The organism is Micrococcus sp. FDAARGOS_333, from assembly GCF_002206575.2.
Taxonomy (GTDB): domain Bacteria; phylum Actinomycetota; class Actinomycetes; order Actinomycetales; family Micrococcaceae; genus Micrococcus; species Micrococcus lylae.
In genome coordinates, this window is record NZ_NJFJ02000001.1 from 1013675 (window position 1) to 1031262 (window position 17588).

The 17588-nt window shown below is 70.8% G+C and carries 16 protein-coding genes; 10 read left to right on the forward strand and 6 right to left on the reverse strand.

Going from position 1 to position 17588, the window contains the following annotated elements:
* Positions 1–3 precede the first annotated feature (3 nt).
* Positions 4–768, forward strand: coding sequence for a signal peptidase I (gene lepB / locus CEQ11_RS04510; RefSeq protein ID WP_088477880.1), 765 nt, complete (start codon positions 4–6; stop codon positions 766–768).
* Positions 769–872: 104 nt separating this feature from the next.
* Here lepB and CEQ11_RS04515 read toward each other — a convergent pair whose 3' ends face one another.
* A complete protein-coding gene (locus CEQ11_RS04515) occupies positions 873–1979 on the reverse strand; it encodes a PqqD family protein (protein ID WP_088477881.1) in 1107 nt (368 codons plus the stop codon).
* Between the two features lie 113 nt (positions 1980–2092).
* Between CEQ11_RS04515 and CEQ11_RS04520 the strand changes: the two genes are divergently transcribed.
* Genes CEQ11_RS04520 through CEQ11_RS04560 form a run of 9 tightly spaced genes read left to right on the forward strand, consistent with a single transcriptional unit; the run spans position 2093 to position 12533 of the window.
* Positions 2093–3022, forward strand: a complete 930-nt coding sequence (locus CEQ11_RS04520) for a glycosyltransferase family 2 protein (RefSeq protein WP_088477882.1) — start codon at positions 2093–2095, stop codon at positions 3020–3022.
* On the forward strand, positions 3019–4080 hold the full coding sequence (locus tag CEQ11_RS04525) for a glycosyltransferase (RefSeq protein ID WP_088477883.1): 1062 nt from the start codon (positions 3019–3021) through the stop codon (positions 4078–4080). Before CEQ11_RS04520 ends, CEQ11_RS04525 begins: the two co-directional genes overlap by 4 nt.
* Positions 4077–5219 carry an RNA-binding protein gene (locus tag CEQ11_RS04530; protein ID WP_127913456.1) on the forward strand — a complete coding sequence of 381 codons (1143 nt, stop codon included), beginning with the start codon at positions 4077–4079 and terminating at the stop codon, positions 5217–5219. The genes CEQ11_RS04525 and CEQ11_RS04530 overlap by 4 nt, the downstream gene beginning before the upstream one ends.
* Entirely contained in the window at positions 5216–6001 is a 786-nt protein-coding gene (locus tag CEQ11_RS04535; RefSeq protein WP_088477885.1) for an acylneuraminate cytidylyltransferase family protein, read from the forward strand. The genes CEQ11_RS04530 and CEQ11_RS04535 overlap by 4 nt, the downstream gene beginning before the upstream one ends.
* 1 nt (position 6002) lies before the next feature.
* Positions 6003–8246, forward strand: a complete 2244-nt coding sequence (locus CEQ11_RS04540; RefSeq protein WP_088477886.1) for an N-acetylneuraminate synthase family protein — start codon at positions 6003–6005, stop codon at positions 8244–8246.
* The gene (locus tag CEQ11_RS04545) at positions 8246–9388 is read left to right on the forward strand and encodes a glycosyltransferase (RefSeq protein WP_088477887.1); all 1143 of its coding nucleotides are present in this window, start codon (positions 8246–8248) and stop codon (positions 9386–9388) included. Before CEQ11_RS04540 ends, CEQ11_RS04545 begins: the two co-directional genes overlap by 1 nt.
* Complete coding sequence (locus CEQ11_RS04550) at positions 9385–10422, forward strand: glycosyltransferase (RefSeq protein WP_088477888.1); 1038 nt, start codon at positions 9385–9387, stop codon at positions 10420–10422. The genes CEQ11_RS04545 and CEQ11_RS04550 overlap by 4 nt, the downstream gene beginning before the upstream one ends.
* A 16-nt stretch (positions 10423–10438) precedes the next feature.
* Positions 10439–11401 (forward strand): glycosyltransferase family 2 protein, encoded by a 963-nt coding sequence (locus tag CEQ11_RS04555; RefSeq protein WP_088477889.1) that lies wholly within the window; start codon positions 10439–10441, stop codon positions 11399–11401.
* A gap of 10 nt (positions 11402–11411) precedes the next feature.
* A complete protein-coding gene (locus CEQ11_RS04560; RefSeq protein WP_088477890.1) occupies positions 11412–12533 on the forward strand; it encodes a glycosyltransferase in 1122 nt (373 codons plus the stop codon).
* Positions 12534–12581: 48 nt separating this feature from the next.
* On the opposite strand, the gene CEQ11_RS04565 is transcribed toward CEQ11_RS04560, so the two are convergent.
* From CEQ11_RS04565 to CEQ11_RS12870, 5 genes are all read right to left on the reverse strand, one after another.
* Positions 12582–13076 (reverse strand): DapH/DapD/GlmU-related protein, encoded by a 495-nt coding sequence (locus CEQ11_RS04565; RefSeq protein ID WP_227718742.1) that lies wholly within the window; start codon positions 13074–13076, stop codon positions 12582–12584.
* Positions 13077–13089: 13 nt separating this feature from the next.
* Positions 13090–13887: a glycosyltransferase family 1 protein gene (locus tag CEQ11_RS04570; protein WP_127913457.1), complete on the reverse strand. Its 798-nt coding sequence runs from the start codon at positions 13885–13887 to the stop codon at positions 13090–13092.
* Positions 13888–14108: 221 nt separating this feature from the next.
* Positions 14109–14978 carry a glucose-1-phosphate thymidylyltransferase RfbA gene (gene rfbA, locus CEQ11_RS04575; protein WP_078025729.1) on the reverse strand — a complete coding sequence of 290 codons (870 nt, stop codon included), beginning with the start codon at positions 14976–14978 and terminating at the stop codon, positions 14109–14111.
* Between the two features lie 56 nt (positions 14979–15034).
* Complete coding sequence (locus CEQ11_RS04580) at positions 15035–16480, reverse strand: lipopolysaccharide biosynthesis protein (protein WP_088477891.1); 1446 nt, start codon at positions 16478–16480, stop codon at positions 15035–15037.
* 3 nt (positions 16481–16483) lie between these two features.
* The gene (locus CEQ11_RS12870) at positions 16484–17578 is read right to left on the reverse strand and encodes a polysaccharide pyruvyl transferase family protein (RefSeq protein WP_193762983.1); all 1095 of its coding nucleotides are present in this window, start codon (positions 17576–17578) and stop codon (positions 16484–16486) included.
* Positions 17579–17588: the final 10 nt, after the last annotated feature.

Genomic DNA, 17588 nt, shown 5'->3' on the forward strand with positions numbered 1-17588 from the left:
GCCATGGCGAGCACCTCAGCCCGCCCGGAGGACCACCACGAGGGCGTCTCCGAGGGCCCGCCGGCGAGCCGTGGCCGGCAGCGCCGTCAGCTGCCGTTCGCGGTCTCGGTCCTGCTCAACGTGCTCGTGGCCCTGGCGGTCGTGGCCGTGGTGCAGGCCTTCCTGGTCAAGGTCTACTCGGTGCCCTCGGGCTCCATGGAGAACACCCTCCAGGTGGGGGACCGGATGCTCGTCAACCGGCTCGCCTACGGCGGGGACGGCTCTCCGGAGCGCCAGGACGTCGTCGTGTTCAACGGCGATGAGCACTGGGCTCCGCCGCTGGAGGACTCCGGTGCGCTGGACACCGTCGTCCGCACGTTCGGGGACATCACGGGCATCGGCGTCTCCCATGACCAGGCGCTGGTGAAGCGCGTGATCGGCCGCGGGGGCGAGGAAGTGGAGTGCTGCACGGACGAGGGCAAGGTCACGGTGGACGGCGAGCCCCTGGAAGAGCCGTACATCTTTCAGGATCTGCCGTATGCCAAGGACGAGCTGGACTGCTCGAGCGAGCCGCGCTCCCAGCGGTGCTTCGGCCCGATCTCGGTGCCGGAGGGGAAGCTGCTCGCCGTCGGCGACCACCGTTCGAACTCCTCGGACTCCGTCATCGGCTGCCGTGGCCTCTCTGCAGAGGAGGCAGGCCCGGACTGCGCCCGGTTCGTGGACGAGGAAGATGTGGTCGGCGAGGTCTTCGTGACCGTCTGGCCGCCCGCCAACTGGTCGACGCCGTGACCGCAGGAGCCTGCCTGCCGCGGAATTCCCGACGACGGCCGCTGCCCTGACGTACGACGGTCCCCGCACGGTCGGGGACCTTCGTCGTGTCCGGGATGTCCGGCTCAGCGCCGGAGCAGTCCTCGCTCGGTGAGGTCGTCGAGGCCCTGCACCACGATCTGCTCGGCGTCGTCCGGCACGTCCGTCTCCTCGGCCAGTCGTTCGACGAGCTCGGCGGGGGTGCGGGCGACGTCCAGATGCAGCCAGAGGGCGGCGCCGAGGCCGCTGAGCACGGTGAGCTCGGTGCCGCGCAGCAGCAGGAGCCGTCCGTCGTCGGTGAGGACGCCGTCGTCCGCCTCGGTGCGTGCACGCGCCCCCACGGTGCCGGGCAGTGAGGCGGTCAGCTCCTCCTCGGTGAGCGCCTCCCAGGCCGGGGCGACCGGCGCGGCGGGGGAGGAGAGGAGGTCCTGGACCACCGGGAGCAGGTCCTCGGCCTCGCGGTAGACCAGGCGCACCGCCCCGCCCTGGGAGTCCAGCAGCGCGCACAGCGCCACCAGGCCGCGCGGCAGGCGGCTGAGGGAGGAGGACTGCGGGGTCAGTGCGGTCACGGCGGTGACGATGTCCATCGGTTCGGCACGGGCGATGACCTCCTCATCGCCCTCGCGGACGCGGTCCAACACCGCGATGCGGGCGAGTTCGGCGTCCTCGAGGGTCGGGCCGAGGCCGAGCTCGTCCGGCCCGTGCTGATGCTTCGGCCGCACTCCAGAGGAGCCGTAGAGGGACAGGGGTTTGGCGTAGGGGGTGATCCGGCGGGTCTGCGGATCCACGATCGTGGTCTCGTCCGTGAGATAGGCGAGGTGCCGTCCCAGACACCGCGTGGCGGTGGACTTGCCCGTGCCGGAGGCGGCGGCGAGCGCCAGAGCCTGCTTGGTCTCGGGCAGGGCCAGCGTGGCGGCGTGGAGCATGACGTGGGTGCCGCGGCCGGAGGCGATGGCGGCCTTCGTGGCGTCGTAGACGAGCTGCTCGTGGAACGCAGTCCAGTCCGCAGACGTACGGGTCAGCCGCGGCACCTCGGCCGCGCCGGAGCGGTGGCCGCCGTCCTGGGCTGCGGCGGCCCCCGGCTCGTGGTCCCGGACGTCGCAGCGGGACCAGTGACGCCGGACCTCCTCCATTTCCTCGGGGGCGAGCCCGTCCACATCGATGTGGCCCAGGCCGGCGCGCAGCCGCAACATCTGTGACTCCTGTCCCGTGCCCGACGCCGAGGCGCACAGGAAGGCACAATGAAGGGGTAGATTCCTGGCAGGAAACGTACCAAAGATCGCTCACCCAGGTTGGAGGATCGAGCATGACCGCCGACCGCGCCCGAGCCGGCACCGTCACGGCCCTCATCCCGCACTATGGGGACCCCGAGCCCACGCTCGCGCTGGTCCGTGTGTTGCAGGAGTCCCCCGGCGAGTCGTTGGCGGCGATCGTGGTCTCGGACGACTTCTCCCCGGAGCCTTTCCCGGACCTGCCTCACTCCGGTGGCCTCCCCGCCACCGTAGTGCGCCGCGAGGCCAACGGAGGCTTCGGCGCCAACGTGAACACCGGCCTGGCCGAGGTGCACACGGAGCTGGTCCTCGTCCTCAACTCGGACGTCGAGATCACCGGTGCCGACATCGACGCTCTGGTGGCCGCCGCCCCCTACCAGCCGGCTGTGGCCAGCCCGCAGGTCGTGCACCACGACGGCGCTCCCCAGTACTCCGGCCGTCATTTCCCCACCGTCCTGCACCAGACGGTCGAGTGGCTCTCACCTCTGGCACGGTTCCGCGAGCATCGCCTCCTGCATGAGCTCGTCGGCCATGACATGCGCGCCGTGGACGCCACGGCTCCGGTCTCGGTGGACTGGGTCATGGGTGCGGTGATGCTGCTGCCGACGGCCCAGGTCCGTCAGGTCGGCGGACTGGACGAGTCGTACTTCATGAACAGCGAAGAGGTCGACCTCCAGCTGCGGCTGCGCACGCTCGGCGTCCCCTCGCTGGTCATCCCGTCGATCCGGGTGGCCCATGTCGGCGGCGCCTCCTCGGACCCGCTGCGCCGGCGCGCCTGGCTGGTGAACTCCCGCTACCGGTACGCGCAGAAGTGGGGACACCCGCGCGCCCTGAAGGCGGCGCTCACCGTTGCCACCGGCGTGAACTTCGCCGTCAACTCCGTCCGGCAGCGGCTCGGAACAGAGGTGGACGCCCGCCGGGTGTTCCGGGATGAGATGTCCCTGGTGAAGGGTGAGCGCCGATGAGCGGCTCCCGTGTCTACCGCATCCCTGCCTGCGGTGCAGGGTCCGGCCGCACGCCCGAGCGCCTGCTGCTGGTCTCGCCGGCCTTCCACGGGTACCACCGTTCCATCGCCGCGGCATGGGCACAGCAGGGCTTCGACGTGCACGTGCACTGCTACGACGACTACGCGACGCTCGGCATGAAGCTGCGCAACAAGGGCCTGATCGAGCTGCCGCAGAAGGTCGGCCTGGGCCGCTCCGGGGCTCGCGTGGCCTGGGACACCGGCCGCGCCGTCGCGGCGATCCGTCAGGTCCGTCCGCACCGTCTCCTCGTGATCAAGGGCGACTCGCTCGGCGAGGACTTCTGGGCCGAGGCCCGCGGCCTGAAGGTGCCGGTCATGCTGTGGCTCTACGATGACCTGCACCGCCACGACTACTCCCTGGACTTCCTGCGCCAGGTCGGCCCCGTGCTCAGCTACGCCCGCTCCGAGACCGAGGAGCTGGCCGCCGAGGGCGTGGACGCCCACTACCTGCCGAACGGGTTCGACCCGGAGATGCCGCTGCCCCAGGTGCCCCGCACCGACGAGCTCGTCTTCGTCGGGTCCCGCTATCCGAACCGCGTTGAGCTGCTCCAGAGTCTGCACGCCGCCGGCGTCCCCGTGCGCGCCTACGGCCGTCAGTGGAGCCGTCATCCCGTGGACCGCCTGCGCACCTGGGAGCTGAGGCGTCCAGGGCTTCCCGCCGAGCGGGACATCCCGCTGGCCGAGGCCTACGCCGTGCAGGCGGAGGCCGCCGGTGCCATCAACATCCACGGTCTCCAGGCCGGACACGCCATGCGCACCTTCGAGGTCCCGGGCATGGGAGGCCTCCAGCTGGTGGACCGGGAGGACGTCGCCGAGTTCTACGAGCCAGGCCGCGAGGTCCTCGTGTTCCACAGTGCAGAGGAGCTCGTGGAGCTCGGCCGACGCATCGTCGCCGACCCGGTGTGGGGCGACTCCATCCGCGAAGCCGGACGCCGTCGCTCCCATGCCGAGCACACCTTCGCGCACCGCGCCCGGACGGCACAGGAGTGGTGGGCATGAGCACGCGCCCCGACCGCACTGCGCCGCTGTTCTGGCGCGCCGAGCAGCTGGACGAGTGGGCCTGTTGGCAGCGCCGTCAGTGGCCCGCGTCCCGCCGGGCTGTGGACCGGGCCAGGCAGACGGCTCGCCGGCTGCGCGGCCACGACGCCGGCACCGGACTGGAAATCGCCTCGCCGCGCGGCCCGGTCCACACGCTCGTCGCGCTCGAGTCGTTGGGTCCCACCCAGGTCGCCGCGCTCGCCGACCCGCTGCGTGCCCTGGCCGAACAGGTCGAGCACGAGGTGCTCGAGGGCGTCGCCTGGATGTTCCCCGCCGGCTCGGAGATCGTCGGCCTCCCCGGCGCCGCCCTGCACCGCATCGAGCCGCTCACGGACACGGCCTGCCCGGAGCACCTGCGCGAGCTGACCCAGGTGGTGGTGGCGGGGGAGTACCTGCCGTCCGGGCGCACCGCCGTCCGCTGGGCCCGTGAGCAGCACGCGCGGGTCAACGTCGTCCAGCACGGACTGCTGGCGGTCTCCACCCCGCCGGTCCCGGCCGACTGCCGCCTGTTCGCCTTCTCCGAGCGGGACGGCGCATGGTGGACCCAGTCTCGCACGGACGTCGAGGTCGTGGACGCCGGCTCCGCCCTGCTGTGGAACGCCGGTCAGCAGGCCGAGGCGCGCGGTCCCGCCCAGGCGGGTGCCGCCGTCGGGAAGCGGTCCCCCGGCGTCTTCCTCGGGCAGCTGCACGGCGCCGAGCTGCCGCGCAGAGATGTCGCCGCCGCCGCGGCCCAGTACATCCACCCCACCGGCGCCACGTATCGGCCGCACCCGGCCGAGCAGGATCGGCTGTCCCGGGCCCAGCACGAGAAGTGGCGTGCCCAGGGCATCACCGTGGACGGCTCCGGCCCGCTGACCGCCACCTCAGGCCCCGTGGCCGCCGTGTTCTCCACGGGAGTGCTCGAGGCCGCCCAGTCCGGACGCGCCGCCTATGTGGTGCACCCGGAGCCCCCGGCCTGGCTGGAGGAGTTCTGGGACCGCTACTCCATGTCCCGGTGGCGCCCGTGGAAGACCCCTGAACCCACCCCGGCGTTCGCCATGCCGCACGGCGACCCGGCCCACGTGATCGCGCGGCATCTGAAGAAGGAGATCGGCGCATGAGCATCCTGTGCGTCATCCCGGTGCGCGGCGGATCCCGCGGCATCCCGGGCAAGAACATCCGCCTGCTCGGCGGCCGGCCGCTGGTGGCCTGGACCATCGAGGCCGCGCTGGACGCGGAGGCGGACCTGCGCGTGGTGGTGTGCACGGACTCGGAGGAGATCGCCGAGGTCGCCCGCCAGTACGGCGCGGAGGTCCCGGGCCTGCGCCCGGCCGAGCTGGCGCAGGACACCACGCCCACCGAGCCGGTGATCGAGTACCGGATCGCCCAGGAGCGCGAGGCCGGCCGCGAGCCGGAGGGCGTCATGCTGCTGCAGGCCACGTCCCCGCTGCGCCTGCCCGGGACCCTCGACCGGGCCGTGCACCAGTTCCACACCACCGGCGTGGACTGCCTCGTGGGCGTCGTGCCGGTCTCCCCGTTCCTGTGGCGGCACGGCGCCGAGCCGGGGGACGCGCCGATCGCCGACTTCGACGTGGACCGCCGCAAGCGCCGCCAGGACATGGGCCGGGCGGACCTCCGCTTCCGGGAGAACGGCTCGCTGTACATCACCAAGCCGTGGCTCTACGACGAGCGGCACAACCGCCTCGGCGGCCGGATCGGCCTGTTCGAGCTCGACGACCTCGAGGGCGTGGACATCGACACGGAACTGGACTTCGCCCTGGCCGAGCAGCAGATGGACCAATATCTGGCCGTCCAACAGCACCTGGCCCGCCACCCGGACCTGGCCGCGCCGCGGCACACCACCCCTCACACCACCGCCTCGAACCGCACCCCCGGAGCCTGACGTGATCATCGAACGCCGCCTCACCCCGTACCTCGTCTTCCCCGAGGACTCCCTGCTGATCGCCCTGCGCAAGATGACGGACAACCGCGACCGGATCGTGTTCGTGGTGGACTCCCACGGGTTCCTCGCCGGTTCCCTCACGGACGGTGACCTGCGCCGCTGGCTCCTGGAGAACCCGGAGGCGTCCCTGGACGTCCCGGCCGCCGTGGCCGCCTTCAAGTCCCCGGCCACCGCGCCGCTGGATGCCTCCCACGAGGAGATCCGCCAGGCCCTGCCCACCGGCGCCGACCACCTGCCGCTGCTGGACGAGCACGGCCGTCTCGCCGCCATCGCGATCAACCGCGAGGCCGAGCTGACGATCGGTGACCACCGGATCGGCGAGGACCACCCGGCGTTCCTCATCGCGGAGATCGGCAACAACCACCAGGGCGACGTGGACCTGGCCACGCGCCTGGTGGACCTGGCCGTGGACGCCGGCGCGGACGCCGTGAAGTTCCAGCTGCGGGACATGGACGCCCTCTACCGCCAGTCCGGCGCGGCCACCGCCGGCGAGGACCTGGGTGCGCAGCGCACCCTGGACGAGCTCGCCAAGTTCTCCCTCTCCGCCGAGGACATGCTGAAGGTCTTCGACCACGTCCGGGACCGCGGCGTCGCCCTGATGTGCACCCCGTGGGACGCGCCCTCGATGAAGGTCCTCGCCGACTACGGGATCGACGGCGTCAAGATCGCCTCGGCCGACCTGACCAACCACGGTCTGCTGAGGGATGCCGCCGCCTCCGGCATCCCGATGGTGCTGTCCACCGGCATGTCCCGTGAGGAGGAGATCCGCGAGTCGGCGGCCCTGGTGCGTTCCTTCGGCGTCCCGTTCGCGATGCTCCACGCACAGTCCACCTATCCGGCCCCGTTCAAGGACGTGAACCTGGCGTACCTGGACCGCCTGGCCGAGATCGCCCAGACCCCGGTCGGCTACTCCGGTCACGAGCGCGGCTTCCACGTGCCGGTCGCGGCCGTCGCACTGGGGGCCCGGATCATCGAGAAGCACTTCACCGTGGACCGCGAGCTCGAGGGCAACGACCACAAGGTCTCCCTCCTGCCGGACGAGTTCGCCCAGATGGTGCGGCAGATCCGTGAGGTCGAGGAGTCGATGGGCGTCGCAGACGAGCGCGTGGTCTCCACCGGCGAGGCGATGAACCGCATCAACCTGGCCAAGTCCCTCGTGGCGACCCGTCCGCTGCAGGCCGGTGCGACCATCACCGAGGCCGACGTGACCGTGAAGTCGCCTGGCCGCGGCCTGCAGCCGAACCAGCTGCCGCAGCTGCTCGGCCGTACCCTGCACCGGAACATGGGCGAGGGCGACTTCTTCTTCGCCGGCGACCTCACGGACACCGTCCCCACCGGACGCGACTTCCAGTTCAACCGCCCGTGGGGCCTGCCCGTGCGGTACCACGACTGGCAGGCGCTGACGAAGGACTGCACCCCGGACTTCCTGGAGTTCCACTTCTCCTACAAGGACCTCGAGGTGGACATCGACGAGGTGTTCGACTCTCCGACGTCCATGGGCTTCACCACCCACCTGCCGGACATCTTCGCCGGCGACTTCCTGGTGGACCTGGCCGCGCAGGACGATCAGGTCTGGGAGCGCTCGATCGCCGAGGTGCAGCGCACCATCGACATCACCCGCGACCTGAAGCGGTACTTCCCGCAGGAGGAGTCGCCGATCATGGTGATCACCATGGGCGGCTTCACCCTGGACCGGCACATCCCGGCCGAGGCGCGTCAGGAGAAGTACGACCGCATCGGCGCGGCGGTCAAGCGCCTGGACACCTCCGGCATCCGGATCGCCGCGCAGACCCTGCCGCCGTTCCCGTGGCTGATGGGCGGCCAGCAGTACCACAACCTCTTCATGGACCCGGACGACACCGTGGCGTTCGTGGAGGCCACGGGGGTGCCCCTGTGCCTGGACATCTCCCACTCCAAGCTCTCGGCCACGTTCCTGGGGATCCCCTTCTCCGAGATGGTGGAGAAGCTGGCCCCGCACACCATCCACCTGCACCTCGTGGACGCCACCGGTGTGGACGGGGAGGGACCGCAGATCGGAGAGGGTGACGTGGACTGGCCCGTGCTGTGCGAGCAGCTGGACCGCCTGGCCCCCGGGGTGAGCTTCATTCCGGAGATCTGGCAGGGCCACATTAACAACGGTGAGGGCTTCTGGACGGCCCTGGATCGCCTGGAGCAGTGGCTCTGATGAAGACGCGGACGGACCCGGAGGCCGTGGACGCCACCCCGGATCCGCTCACCCTGTGGGCGGTGCCGGTGGCGGATCTCGGCGGCGTGGCCCGGCACGTTCTCGACGTCGCGCGCGTGGGCCTGCCCGGCCTGCGTCTGGCGGTGCTGTGCCCCGAGGGACCGCTCGCCGAGCGCCTGCGTGCGCTGGGGGCGGCGGTCTTCGTGGGGCCCTTCGGTCCCGACGACGGCCTGGCCGCCTCGGTGCGCGCGCTCCGGACGGCGGTGCGCACCCTGCGCCCGGCCGCGGTCCACACGCATCTGGCCTACGCCGACCTCGCGGCCTTCACGGCGCTGGGCGCGGAACGGGCCCTGCGGCGCCCCGGTGCACCGGCGCTGCTCAGCACCGAGCACGGGATCGCCCCGGACGACGGGCTGTACAACCGCGCTGCGGCGGCCCGGGTGAAGAACGCCGCGCACCGCGCCCGCTTGCGCGGCACCGACCTCGTGATCGCGGTGGCGCAGTCCACCGCGGACGTGCTCCAGCGCAAGTGGGGTGCGGGAGCGCCCCTCACCGTGGTGCGCAACGGCGTGGACATGCCCGCGGTACGCGCCGCGGCCGCGGGGCAGCGGCGCACACCGGGGGAGGGGCTGCGGATCCTGTCCCTGTCCCGGCTGGCCCCTGAGAAGAACGTGGACCGGCTGATCGCGGCAATGCCCGCCCTGCTGGAGCGCGACCCCGGGACGCGGTTGACGCTGGCCGGCGCTGGCCCCCTGGAGGGGGAGCTGCGCGCCCAGGCCGAGGCGCTCGGTGTCGCGGATGCGGTCGACCTGCCCGGCTTCGTGGAACCGTGGGGGGCCATGGCCGAGCACGACGTGCTGGTGCAGCTCTCCGCCTGGGAGAACCTCAGCTACACCTTGCTCGACGCCGCGGCCGCGGGCCTGCCCGCCGTCGCCACGGACGTGGGCGGCAACGGGGAGATCCTGCCGCCCGAGCGCCTGGTCCACGAGACCACGCCGGCGGCCATCGCCGACGCCGTCATGCGTGCCGCCGTCGAGGGTCCGGGCGAGGTTCGCGTGGGCGATGTGGAGACGATGGCCCGGGCGACCGCCGAGGCGACCCTCGAGGTGCTCGGGCGGCGGGCAGGGAAGATCTCGGGATGACCGGCCGCATCTGGATCCTGGCGAACCAGGGCGAGGTGGGCGGCGGCGAGGTGATGTTGCACCATCTCGCCACGGCCCTGCGCGAGCTGGGGCGGGACGTGGGCGTCGTGGCTCCGGTCCACCCGGCCGAGACTGCCGATCGCCTGGCCGCGGACGGCTTCGACGTGGTCCGCGTGGGTGGGCCCGGACGACTGGGGTATATGCGCGCTCTCCGGGCCTGGGACCGTGGCCGCGGCGACGACGACGTCGCCTGGTGCAACGGGCTGCTGCCGGCCACGGCCCTGGCCGGCCGGCCGCGCCGGATCGTGCACCTGCACCAGGTGCCCGAGAAACCGCTTCTGCGCGTGTTCTCCGCCCTGGCGCGTCCGGGCGCACTCGCGGTCCTCGCGCCCTCCCGATTCGCGGCGGACCGCATCCGCGGGGCCCGCGTGCTCCACAACTGGGTTCCGGGTCCGACGGCACCGCAGGCGGGGCGGGCCCGCGATGCCGATGAACCGGTGACCGTGGGCTTCCTCGGCCGGCTGTCCGAGGACAAGGGCATCGTCACCCTGCTGGAGGCCGCCGCGCTGCTGCGGAAGACCGACCCGGGTGCTTTCGTGTTCCGCGTCGCGGGGGAGAGCCGGTTCGTGGCGGATGACGAGGCCGAGCGGCTTGCCACCGCCCTGAAGGCGGCGGGTGAGGACGTCCAGGTGCTCGGCTGGCAGGACACCGCCGAGTTCCTGGCTTCCGTGGACGTGCTGGCCGTGCCGTCGCAGTGGGCCGAGGTCTTCGGCCTGGTGACGGCCGAGGCGATGGCCGCGGGCGTTCCGGTGGTGGCCTCCGATGCGGGGGCCGTTCCCGAGGTGGTCGGCAACGATCACCCCTTCGTTTTCCCGCAGCGGGACGCTGCCGCGCTCGCGGACCGCCTGCAGGCCGTGCGCGCGGTCGATCTGGGCGCGGTGGCCCACTCCCAGCAGCGCCGCTGGGCGTCGCTGTTCTCACCCGAGGCCGGCCGCGCCGCCGTCGCCGAGCTCCTGGACGACCTGTCCCTATGACCCCTGCGGAGGACTCATGACCGAGACGCCCCTGACCCCCGAGGCCAGCGTGATCGTTCCCAGCCGGGGCGGAGCCCAGCGGCTGCCGCGCCTGATCGGCGCCCTCGCCGCGCAGGAGGACGCCCCGCCGTTCGAGGTCCACGTGGTCGTGGACGGGGATGTGGACGGGTCGGAAGCGGTGCTCGCCCAGTTGGCCGCAGAACATCCGGGCCTGGACCTGAGCTGGACCGTCTTCGGCGAGAACCGGGGGCGGGTCGCCGCGCTCAACGCAGGTGCCGACGCGACGTCCGGCCGCATCCTCATCCGGGCCGACGACGATCTGGAGCCCGGACCCCACTACATCCGGGACCACGTGGCCGCCCACTCGGGCGGGCCACGCGGCGTGATCGGATTGACGGCCAACGTCCTCCCGGACTCCGCCTATCAGCGCGTCTACGGTGATGCCCAGGACGAAGCGCACCGTCGCCACGCCTACGCCCTGCCTGCAGAGCAGCAGTGGCGGCACTGGGCCGGCAACGTGTCCGTCCGCCGCACCCTCCACAAGGAGCTCGGCGGCTACGACCCGGACTACCGCCGCTATGGCTGGGAGGACGTCGACTTCGGTTACCGGCTCCATGCCGCCGGGTACCCGGTGGAGATCCGGCCGGAGCTGGAGACCCGTCACCACGCGGCGGCGGTCACCACCTACACCAAGGCGCGCCGGGCTCTGCATTCCGGGTCCGCCCGGCAGATCTTCATCGCCAAGCACGGGGCGGACGCACTCGGCGGGGACCGTGCCCCGGGCGGGCCGTGGGGCGCCGCCGTGCGGGCGGTGGCTGCTCTGAGCACGGAGCGCACGATCCAGTACAGCTCCGCCGTCGTCGAGCGTGCCGCTGCCGTGTTGCCGGCCCCGATTGCACGAAAGCTGATCGCCTTGCAGGTCGAAGCCGCCGCGGAGACCGGACGCACTCGGCCGGGGCGTGCCCGCCGACAGTTCTGAGGGGAGCACCATGACTGACACGACGCGCGGCCAGATCGCCCTCGCCCACGACTACCTCACACAGAAGGGCGGGGCGGAGCGGGTGGTGCTCGCCCTGCACCGGATGTGGCCGGATGCGCCCATCTACACGACGTTCTACGACCCTGAGGGGACCTTCCCGGAGTTCAAGGACGCGCACATCATCACCTCACCGCTCAACCGGGTGGGGCTGCTGCGGAAGGACCCTCGGCGGGCCCTGCCGCTCCTGCCGCTGGCGTCCTCACTGATGCACGTGAAGGAACCGGTCGCCGTCGTCTCGACCTCCGGCTGGGCGCACGGATTCCGCTACGACGGCGCCACACTCGTCTACTGCCACACCCCGGCGCGCTGGGTGTACCTGCTGGACGACTACCTGGGCGAGGGAGGCCGGAACAGCATCAAGGGCCGGATCGCCCGCGCGCTGCGCCCGGGCCTGCGCAGGTGGGACCGCGCGGCCGTCCGGCGTCGATCACGCTATGTGGCCAACTCCACGGTGGTGAAGGAGCGGATCGAAGACGTCTACGGGCTCGACGGCGTGGACCTGGTGTTCCCGCCGCACTCCGTGAGCACGGACGGCCCGCAGGAGCCGATCCCCGGAGCCGAGCGGCTGGCGGAGGACGGATTCCTGCTGTCGGTCGCGCGCCTCATGCCGTACAAGCACGTGGACGTGGCGATCGAGGCCGCGGCCCGCGCGGGGCGGCCGCTCGTGGTGATCGGCAAGGGCCCGGAGGAGGCCCGGCTGCGTGCGATGGCGGGGGAGGACGTGGTGTTCGGCCAAGACCTCACCGACGCGCAGCTGCGCTGGGCCTACGCTCACGCGATCGCGCTGATCGCAGCGAGCCACGAGGACTTCGGCATCACGCCGCTTGAAGCGAGCGCATGGGGCGTGCCCACCGTGGCGCTGCGCGCCGGCGGCTACCTGGACACCATCGTGGACGGCGTCAACGGGACGTTCGTCCTGGATGCGAGTATCGACGCGGTAGGTGAGGGCATCAAGAAGCTCCAGGCGGCCCGCTGGGACACCGCGGCGATGCGGCGGCACGTGGAGAAGTTTTCCGAACGGGAGTTCGCCCTCCGGATCCGTGCCTTGGTGGAGGGGCTGCCGGGCGCCTGACGCAACCTGGGCCCCGGCCATAGGCAGGGAGCGGCTCCCGTCTGGTCCTCAGTCCAGGTCACGTACCCGCCTTGCCGGCGTGCCGGCGTAGATGCCGTTCGGTTCAGTGTCCCGAGTGACAACCGCGCCGGCGGCAATAATGCATCCGGGTGCCAGGATGACCCCGGGGAGGATCATCGCGCCGGCGCCGATCCAGCACCCGTCGCCCACGGCGACGGGCTGGGCCTCCGGGTCGCCACCGCGCATGGTCGCGTCGCCGATCCGATGCGTGCTCGTGATGATGCTGGACCGGGGGCCGAACTGCACATGGGCCCCGATCCTCACCGGCGCGGAAGCATCGATCAGCACCTGGCGGTTGAGGTATGACCGGTCCATGGTGATGTCGAAGCCGATGAAGAGGCATCCGTCGCGGATGTCCGAGCGGGTGATGCCGGTCCATCCCAGCCGACGGAGGAAGGCTGTGCGGTGCTGGATCGGCACAGCGGCGGAGAATGCCACGCGGTGGACAACGTCGTGGAGGGCTACATTCAGGCCGAGTCCCAAGATGTGACTCCTCTCAGAGGGTGGCAAGTTCTGCGGTGAGACGGTCCGGCACTGCCCAGTCCATGGCCATGCACAAGTCCCTGAGCCGGTATCGCCAGTCGAGACGGCGCCGCGCCTCGGACTGGCGATCCGCTGCTGCCTGCGGGGTCCATTCCGAGGCTAACTGCGCGAGGACGGGCCACGCATCATCCCGGGAGGTGGGGGAGATCTCGACGGTCGCTCCGGGCCAGAGGAGCGAGGCCGCCGAGGCCGGGGCGGTGCCCGCGACGAGGCAGCCCGCGGCGAGGGCATCGGTCCAGCGGCCTGTGAGGTAGTCGCGGGTCGGATGGGTGTACGGTGCCGGGCTCACGAGGTTGGAGAAGGCGAGCACCACACGAGCCCGCCCCATAGCCTCCCGGACCAGCATTTGATTCCGTGCGGGATCGTCGCTGAACGGAGGACGGCCGGCGAAGTGTAGTCCGTGGGCGGCGGCGTCGCGCGAGGTCCTCGCGTCGTCGCTCCAGGCCCTCGGCTGTCGGCCGACGCGGAGCACGTCCACCGGTCGGTCGGTGCCTTCCTGGGCCGAGGTGAATCGGGTGGTGTCGGACCCCCACGGAAGGACGCCCACCGGCAGTCCAGTCTGTCCTGACCATTCGGAGACCAGCTGAGGGTCCGTGATAAACAGGCGATCCACGTGCGGGCGGTCACGCAACAGGCGCGGGGTGCGGTCGGTCCAGAACGAGTCGATGATCCACACCGCGACGGAACGGTAGCCGGGTAACCAGAGGCGAGGATGGGCGACGTGTGCGATCGCGGCGGGCTGGGGACCCATGACGAGCAGGTGACGGTCACGGACGCGCGGTCCGCGGGGGAGTAGGGCCGATGCCCTCTGCAAGCGATTGACGTCGCCCGTGTCGTCCACCTCTATCAGCCGTGCGTCGAATAGGCGACGGGTCAGCTGCACAAGTTCGTGGACTGGGCCCCACCCGGAGCCGGCCGGGCGGATGTAGAGGATGTCGAAGGATGCCACGGTCTGTCGGTCCGTCCCCGGGCTCAGCGGCCTGAATCCAGCAGGTCCAGCAGGTAGCGACCGTAGCCGGACTTCACGAGCCGCTCGGCACGCTCCCGGAGCTGATCGTCCGTGAGCAGCCCCTGCCGCCAGGCGGCCTCCTCCGGGGATCCAACCTTCAGACCCTGCCGTGACTCCACGGCGTGGATGAAGTTCGAGGCGTCGTTGAGATCGGTGAATGTGCCGGTGTCCAACCACGCGGTGCCGCGGGGGAGGACCTCCACATTGAGCGTGCCACGCTCGAGGTATGTGCGGTTTACGTCCGTGATCTCGAGCTCGCCGCGGGGCGAGGGCTTCAGGTCTTTCGCGATCTCCACCACGTCGTTGTCGTAGAAGTACAGTCCGGGGACCGCGAAGTTGGACTTTGGCTGCGCCGGCTTCTCCTCCAAGGAGACGGCCTTTCCGTTCGTGTCGAACTCCACCACGCCGTAGGCCGTGGGGTCCTTCACCCAGTACCCGAACACGGTGGCGCCCTCCACATCCGTGTGGCGGCGCAGCTGCTGACCCATTCCCGGGCCGTAGAAGATGTTGTCCCCCAGCACCAAGGCCACGTGGTCAACGCCGATGTGCTCCTCACCCAACACGAACGCCTGGGCCAGGCCGTCCGGCGAGGGCTGCTGAACGTACGTCAGAGACACACCGAACTGGGAGCCGTCCCCGAGCAGTCGCTGGAACTGTTCCGCGTCCTGCGGGGTGGTGATGACGAGGATGTCCCGGATGCCCGCCAGGATGAGCGTGGAGAGCGGGTAGTAGATCATCGGCTTGTCGTACACGGGCACGAGCTGCTTCGAGATGCCGTGCGTGATCGGATGCAGACGCGAGCCGGTGCCGCCGGCGAGGATGATGCCCTTCATGGGGCCGAGTCTAGAGGGTAGGCCGCCGCCGCGCGCCCGAACGGCGGGGCGGAGTATCAGCCAACGCCGGAGCGTACGGTTTGCAGGAACGTCTGCACGTCGCGGCGGAACGGAGCGACCAGCGCGGCAGCCAGAGCCAGTGTGGCCAGCATGGTCACGACCACCGCCACTATGTCGACCACGGGCCCTCCCGGCACGATGTGGGTACGACCGGCATACCAGCCCGCAGCCGTGGCCGATGCGGTGACGCCCACCAGGACGTACGAGTCGACAAGCACTTCGCGGGTGGAAACGCCGGACATCCGGCCCGTGAGGACCAGGGAGAGTGGCCAGAGGATCACTTGGGCGACGACGACGCCGGCGACGATCCCATAGGGGCCCCACAAGCTGCCCAAAGAGACCGTGGAGACCTTGATGACCGTGGAGATCACACCTAGGCGGATGAGTTTGCTCCCCTGGCCCCGGGCCGCCATGAGCCAGCCGCCCACCGAGGCCATGAGAGCCAGGGCCTCGGACATCGCGATCAACTGCAGAAACGGAACCGCCTGGCCCCAACCGTCGCCGAGCACGAGGCTGACTAGCGGCTCCGCGGCGGCGACCAGACCACCCGCGGCGAGGAGCACCGGGAGGGCGAGGAGGACCTGGCCGCGGCGCGCCAGCGCGCCTAGAGCATGCACGTCCTCCTGGTGAGGCGCCATCGTGGCCAGTGCCACCTTGCTGAACGGAGCCGCAATCATGCCCATCGGCATGCGGGACATCTGGGCGGCACGGTTGAACTGGCCCGTCCAGTCGGCGCCGTGGAGGCGCCCCAGTAGCAGCACATCGTAGGTGCGGTGGGTGTATGTGAGAGCTTGGCTCACGAACATGGCGCCTCCGAAGCGGACCAGCTGCCGAGTGCCGTGCCCACGGCGTGGCAGTCCAGGCAGCCAGCGTGAGACGAAGATGACACCCGCCAGCGTCACGACGCCACTGACTAACTGGGGCAGTACCAGGGCCCAGACGCCGCCGCCCGCCAGAGCCACCCCCACGGACACGATGAGCCCGAGCAACGCTCCGGTGACGTCGATGGCGGCCGCGGCGCCGAGCCGGAGGTCCCGGGCGAGGCTCGCCCTGTACTGAACGGCGGCGCCGGCGAGGAGCATGGTGGGCGCCATGAAGGCCACCACGAAAGCCACCTGCGGCTCCCGGTAGAAGGCAGCGATCAGAGGTGCGGTCGCCAAGGTGAGCAGAGCCAGGATCGCCCCTGTGCCGGTGTTGATCCACCACAGGTTGGTGCGCAGCTGGATCGGGAGACTCTTCACCTGGATGGCAGCGGAGGACAGGCCCAGGTCGCGGAAGAGGGTGGTGAACCCGATGAAGGTTATGGCCATGCCGTAGACGCCGAACTCGGCTGGCTCAAGGAAGCGGGCCAATACCGTGAGGCTGACCAGCTGGATGACCATCTGGGTGCCGGTGCCCCCGAGGCTGTGTAGGCCCGCCCGGGCCGAGCGACTGACCGCCACGGATCAGTCGCTGAGCTGGCGCAAGGCCTCGACCGCGGCGTCTATGCGGGCGCGCGCGGTGCGCAGGACAGGAGTGAGATCCTCACCTTCGACCGCGTGGATCTCTTCGAGGACCGCCGTTGCGATCTGCTCTCCGGAAGCGTTGAGGTCCACCGTATGGTGCCATCCGAGCTGGTCCAGCAGGGGCGCGAACTTGCGGGAGTAGGCCATGGGGACGGCCGGCACGCCGATGGACAGGGCGTTCAGGCACGCGTGCATCCGGGCGCCCACCACCACGTTTGCAGAGGCCATCAGGGAGCGGACCTCGTCGAGGCCCGAGGGAACCACATACTCCAGGCGGTCTCCGTAGTCCTCACGGAGGGCGGCCAGCGCGACCCGGTCGTTGTCGGCGCCGGTGTCGGTCCGTCCCACGACGTGGGCGAGGAGCGTGATCTGCCGTCCCTCGGCCAGAAGGATGTCGATCACGCCGCGTATGCCGGCTCGGTAGGCGTCGGAGTCGACATGGCGGTTGCCCGCGTGCCAGAGCAGTCCCGAGGTGTTCAGGACCACGTCTCGGTGTTTGAGGGACGGCTCGGGGCGTTCGATCGCGAACACCACGTCCGTGGCCGTGAGGTCGACTGGCCGACCCAGCTCCGCGGCGAAGTCACTTGAACGGGGATCGCGGGCCATGACGAGGCGGCAGCCGCGCATGAATCGCTTGGCCAGAATCCGCGACGCCCTGTTTTCGAACGGGCCGATGGTTTGAGGCAGCATCACGACCGGCACCCGGAGGGCTTGCGCGTACAGCGGGAAGGCACTCAGCTTGAAGAACATCTTGGATGTGTAGATGTCAGTGAAGCTGTCACCGCCGCGGATATCACACAGGAGGTCGAACGAGCGCGTCCAGCCCCGCAGGCCGCGGCGGTTCACGACCATCTCTTTGAGCAGCGGGGCCGTGTGGCTCAGGTTCATCGGTCCGTCGCCCAGCGGCCCGGTGGAGCGGAATCGGATGTCGGCGTCGGGGAACGCGCGGGACAGGACCGCCTCGGCACCGGCGGCGAGAGCGCTGACTCCGATGTTCGGCTGCTGGTGGACTGCACCGTAGACGAGGATCTTCACGCTTCTCCCA

What these genes read in the sequence shown, in the direction of transcription:
- lepB (WP_088477880.1), top strand. Translation starts at nt 4, where the DNA reads ATGGCGAGCACCTCAGCCCGCCCGGAGGACCACCACGAGGGCGTCTCC.
- CEQ11_RS04515 (WP_088477881.1), bottom strand. Translation starts at nt 1,979, where the DNA reads ATGTTGCGGCTGCGCGCCGGCCTGGGCCACATCGATGTGGACGGGCTC.
- CEQ11_RS04520 (WP_088477882.1), top strand. Translation starts at nt 2,093, where the DNA reads ATGACCGCCGACCGCGCCCGAGCCGGCACCGTCACGGCCCTCATCCCG.
- CEQ11_RS04525 (WP_088477883.1), top strand. Translation starts at nt 3,019, where the DNA reads ATGAGCGGCTCCCGTGTCTACCGCATCCCTGCCTGCGGTGCAGGGTCC.
- CEQ11_RS04530 (WP_127913456.1), top strand. Translation starts at nt 4,077, where the DNA reads ATGAGCACGCGCCCCGACCGCACTGCGCCGCTGTTCTGGCGCGCCGAG.
- CEQ11_RS04535 (WP_088477885.1), top strand. Translation starts at nt 5,216, where the DNA reads ATGAGCATCCTGTGCGTCATCCCGGTGCGCGGCGGATCCCGCGGCATC.
- CEQ11_RS04545 (WP_088477887.1), top strand. Translation starts at nt 8,246, where the DNA reads ATGAAGACGCGGACGGACCCGGAGGCCGTGGACGCCACCCCGGATCCG.
- CEQ11_RS04550 (WP_088477888.1), top strand. Translation starts at nt 9,385, where the DNA reads ATGACCGGCCGCATCTGGATCCTGGCGAACCAGGGCGAGGTGGGCGGC.
- CEQ11_RS04555 (WP_088477889.1), top strand. Translation starts at nt 10,439, where the DNA reads ATGACCGAGACGCCCCTGACCCCCGAGGCCAGCGTGATCGTTCCCAGC.
- CEQ11_RS04560 (WP_088477890.1), top strand. Translation starts at nt 11,412, where the DNA reads ATGACTGACACGACGCGCGGCCAGATCGCCCTCGCCCACGACTACCTC.
- CEQ11_RS04570 (WP_127913457.1), bottom strand. Translation starts at nt 13,887, where the DNA reads ATGGGTCCCCAGCCCGCCGCGATCGCACACGTCGCCCATCCTCGCCTC.
- rfbA (WP_078025729.1), bottom strand. Translation starts at nt 14,978, where the DNA reads ATGAAGGGCATCATCCTCGCCGGCGGCACCGGCTCGCGTCTGCATCCG.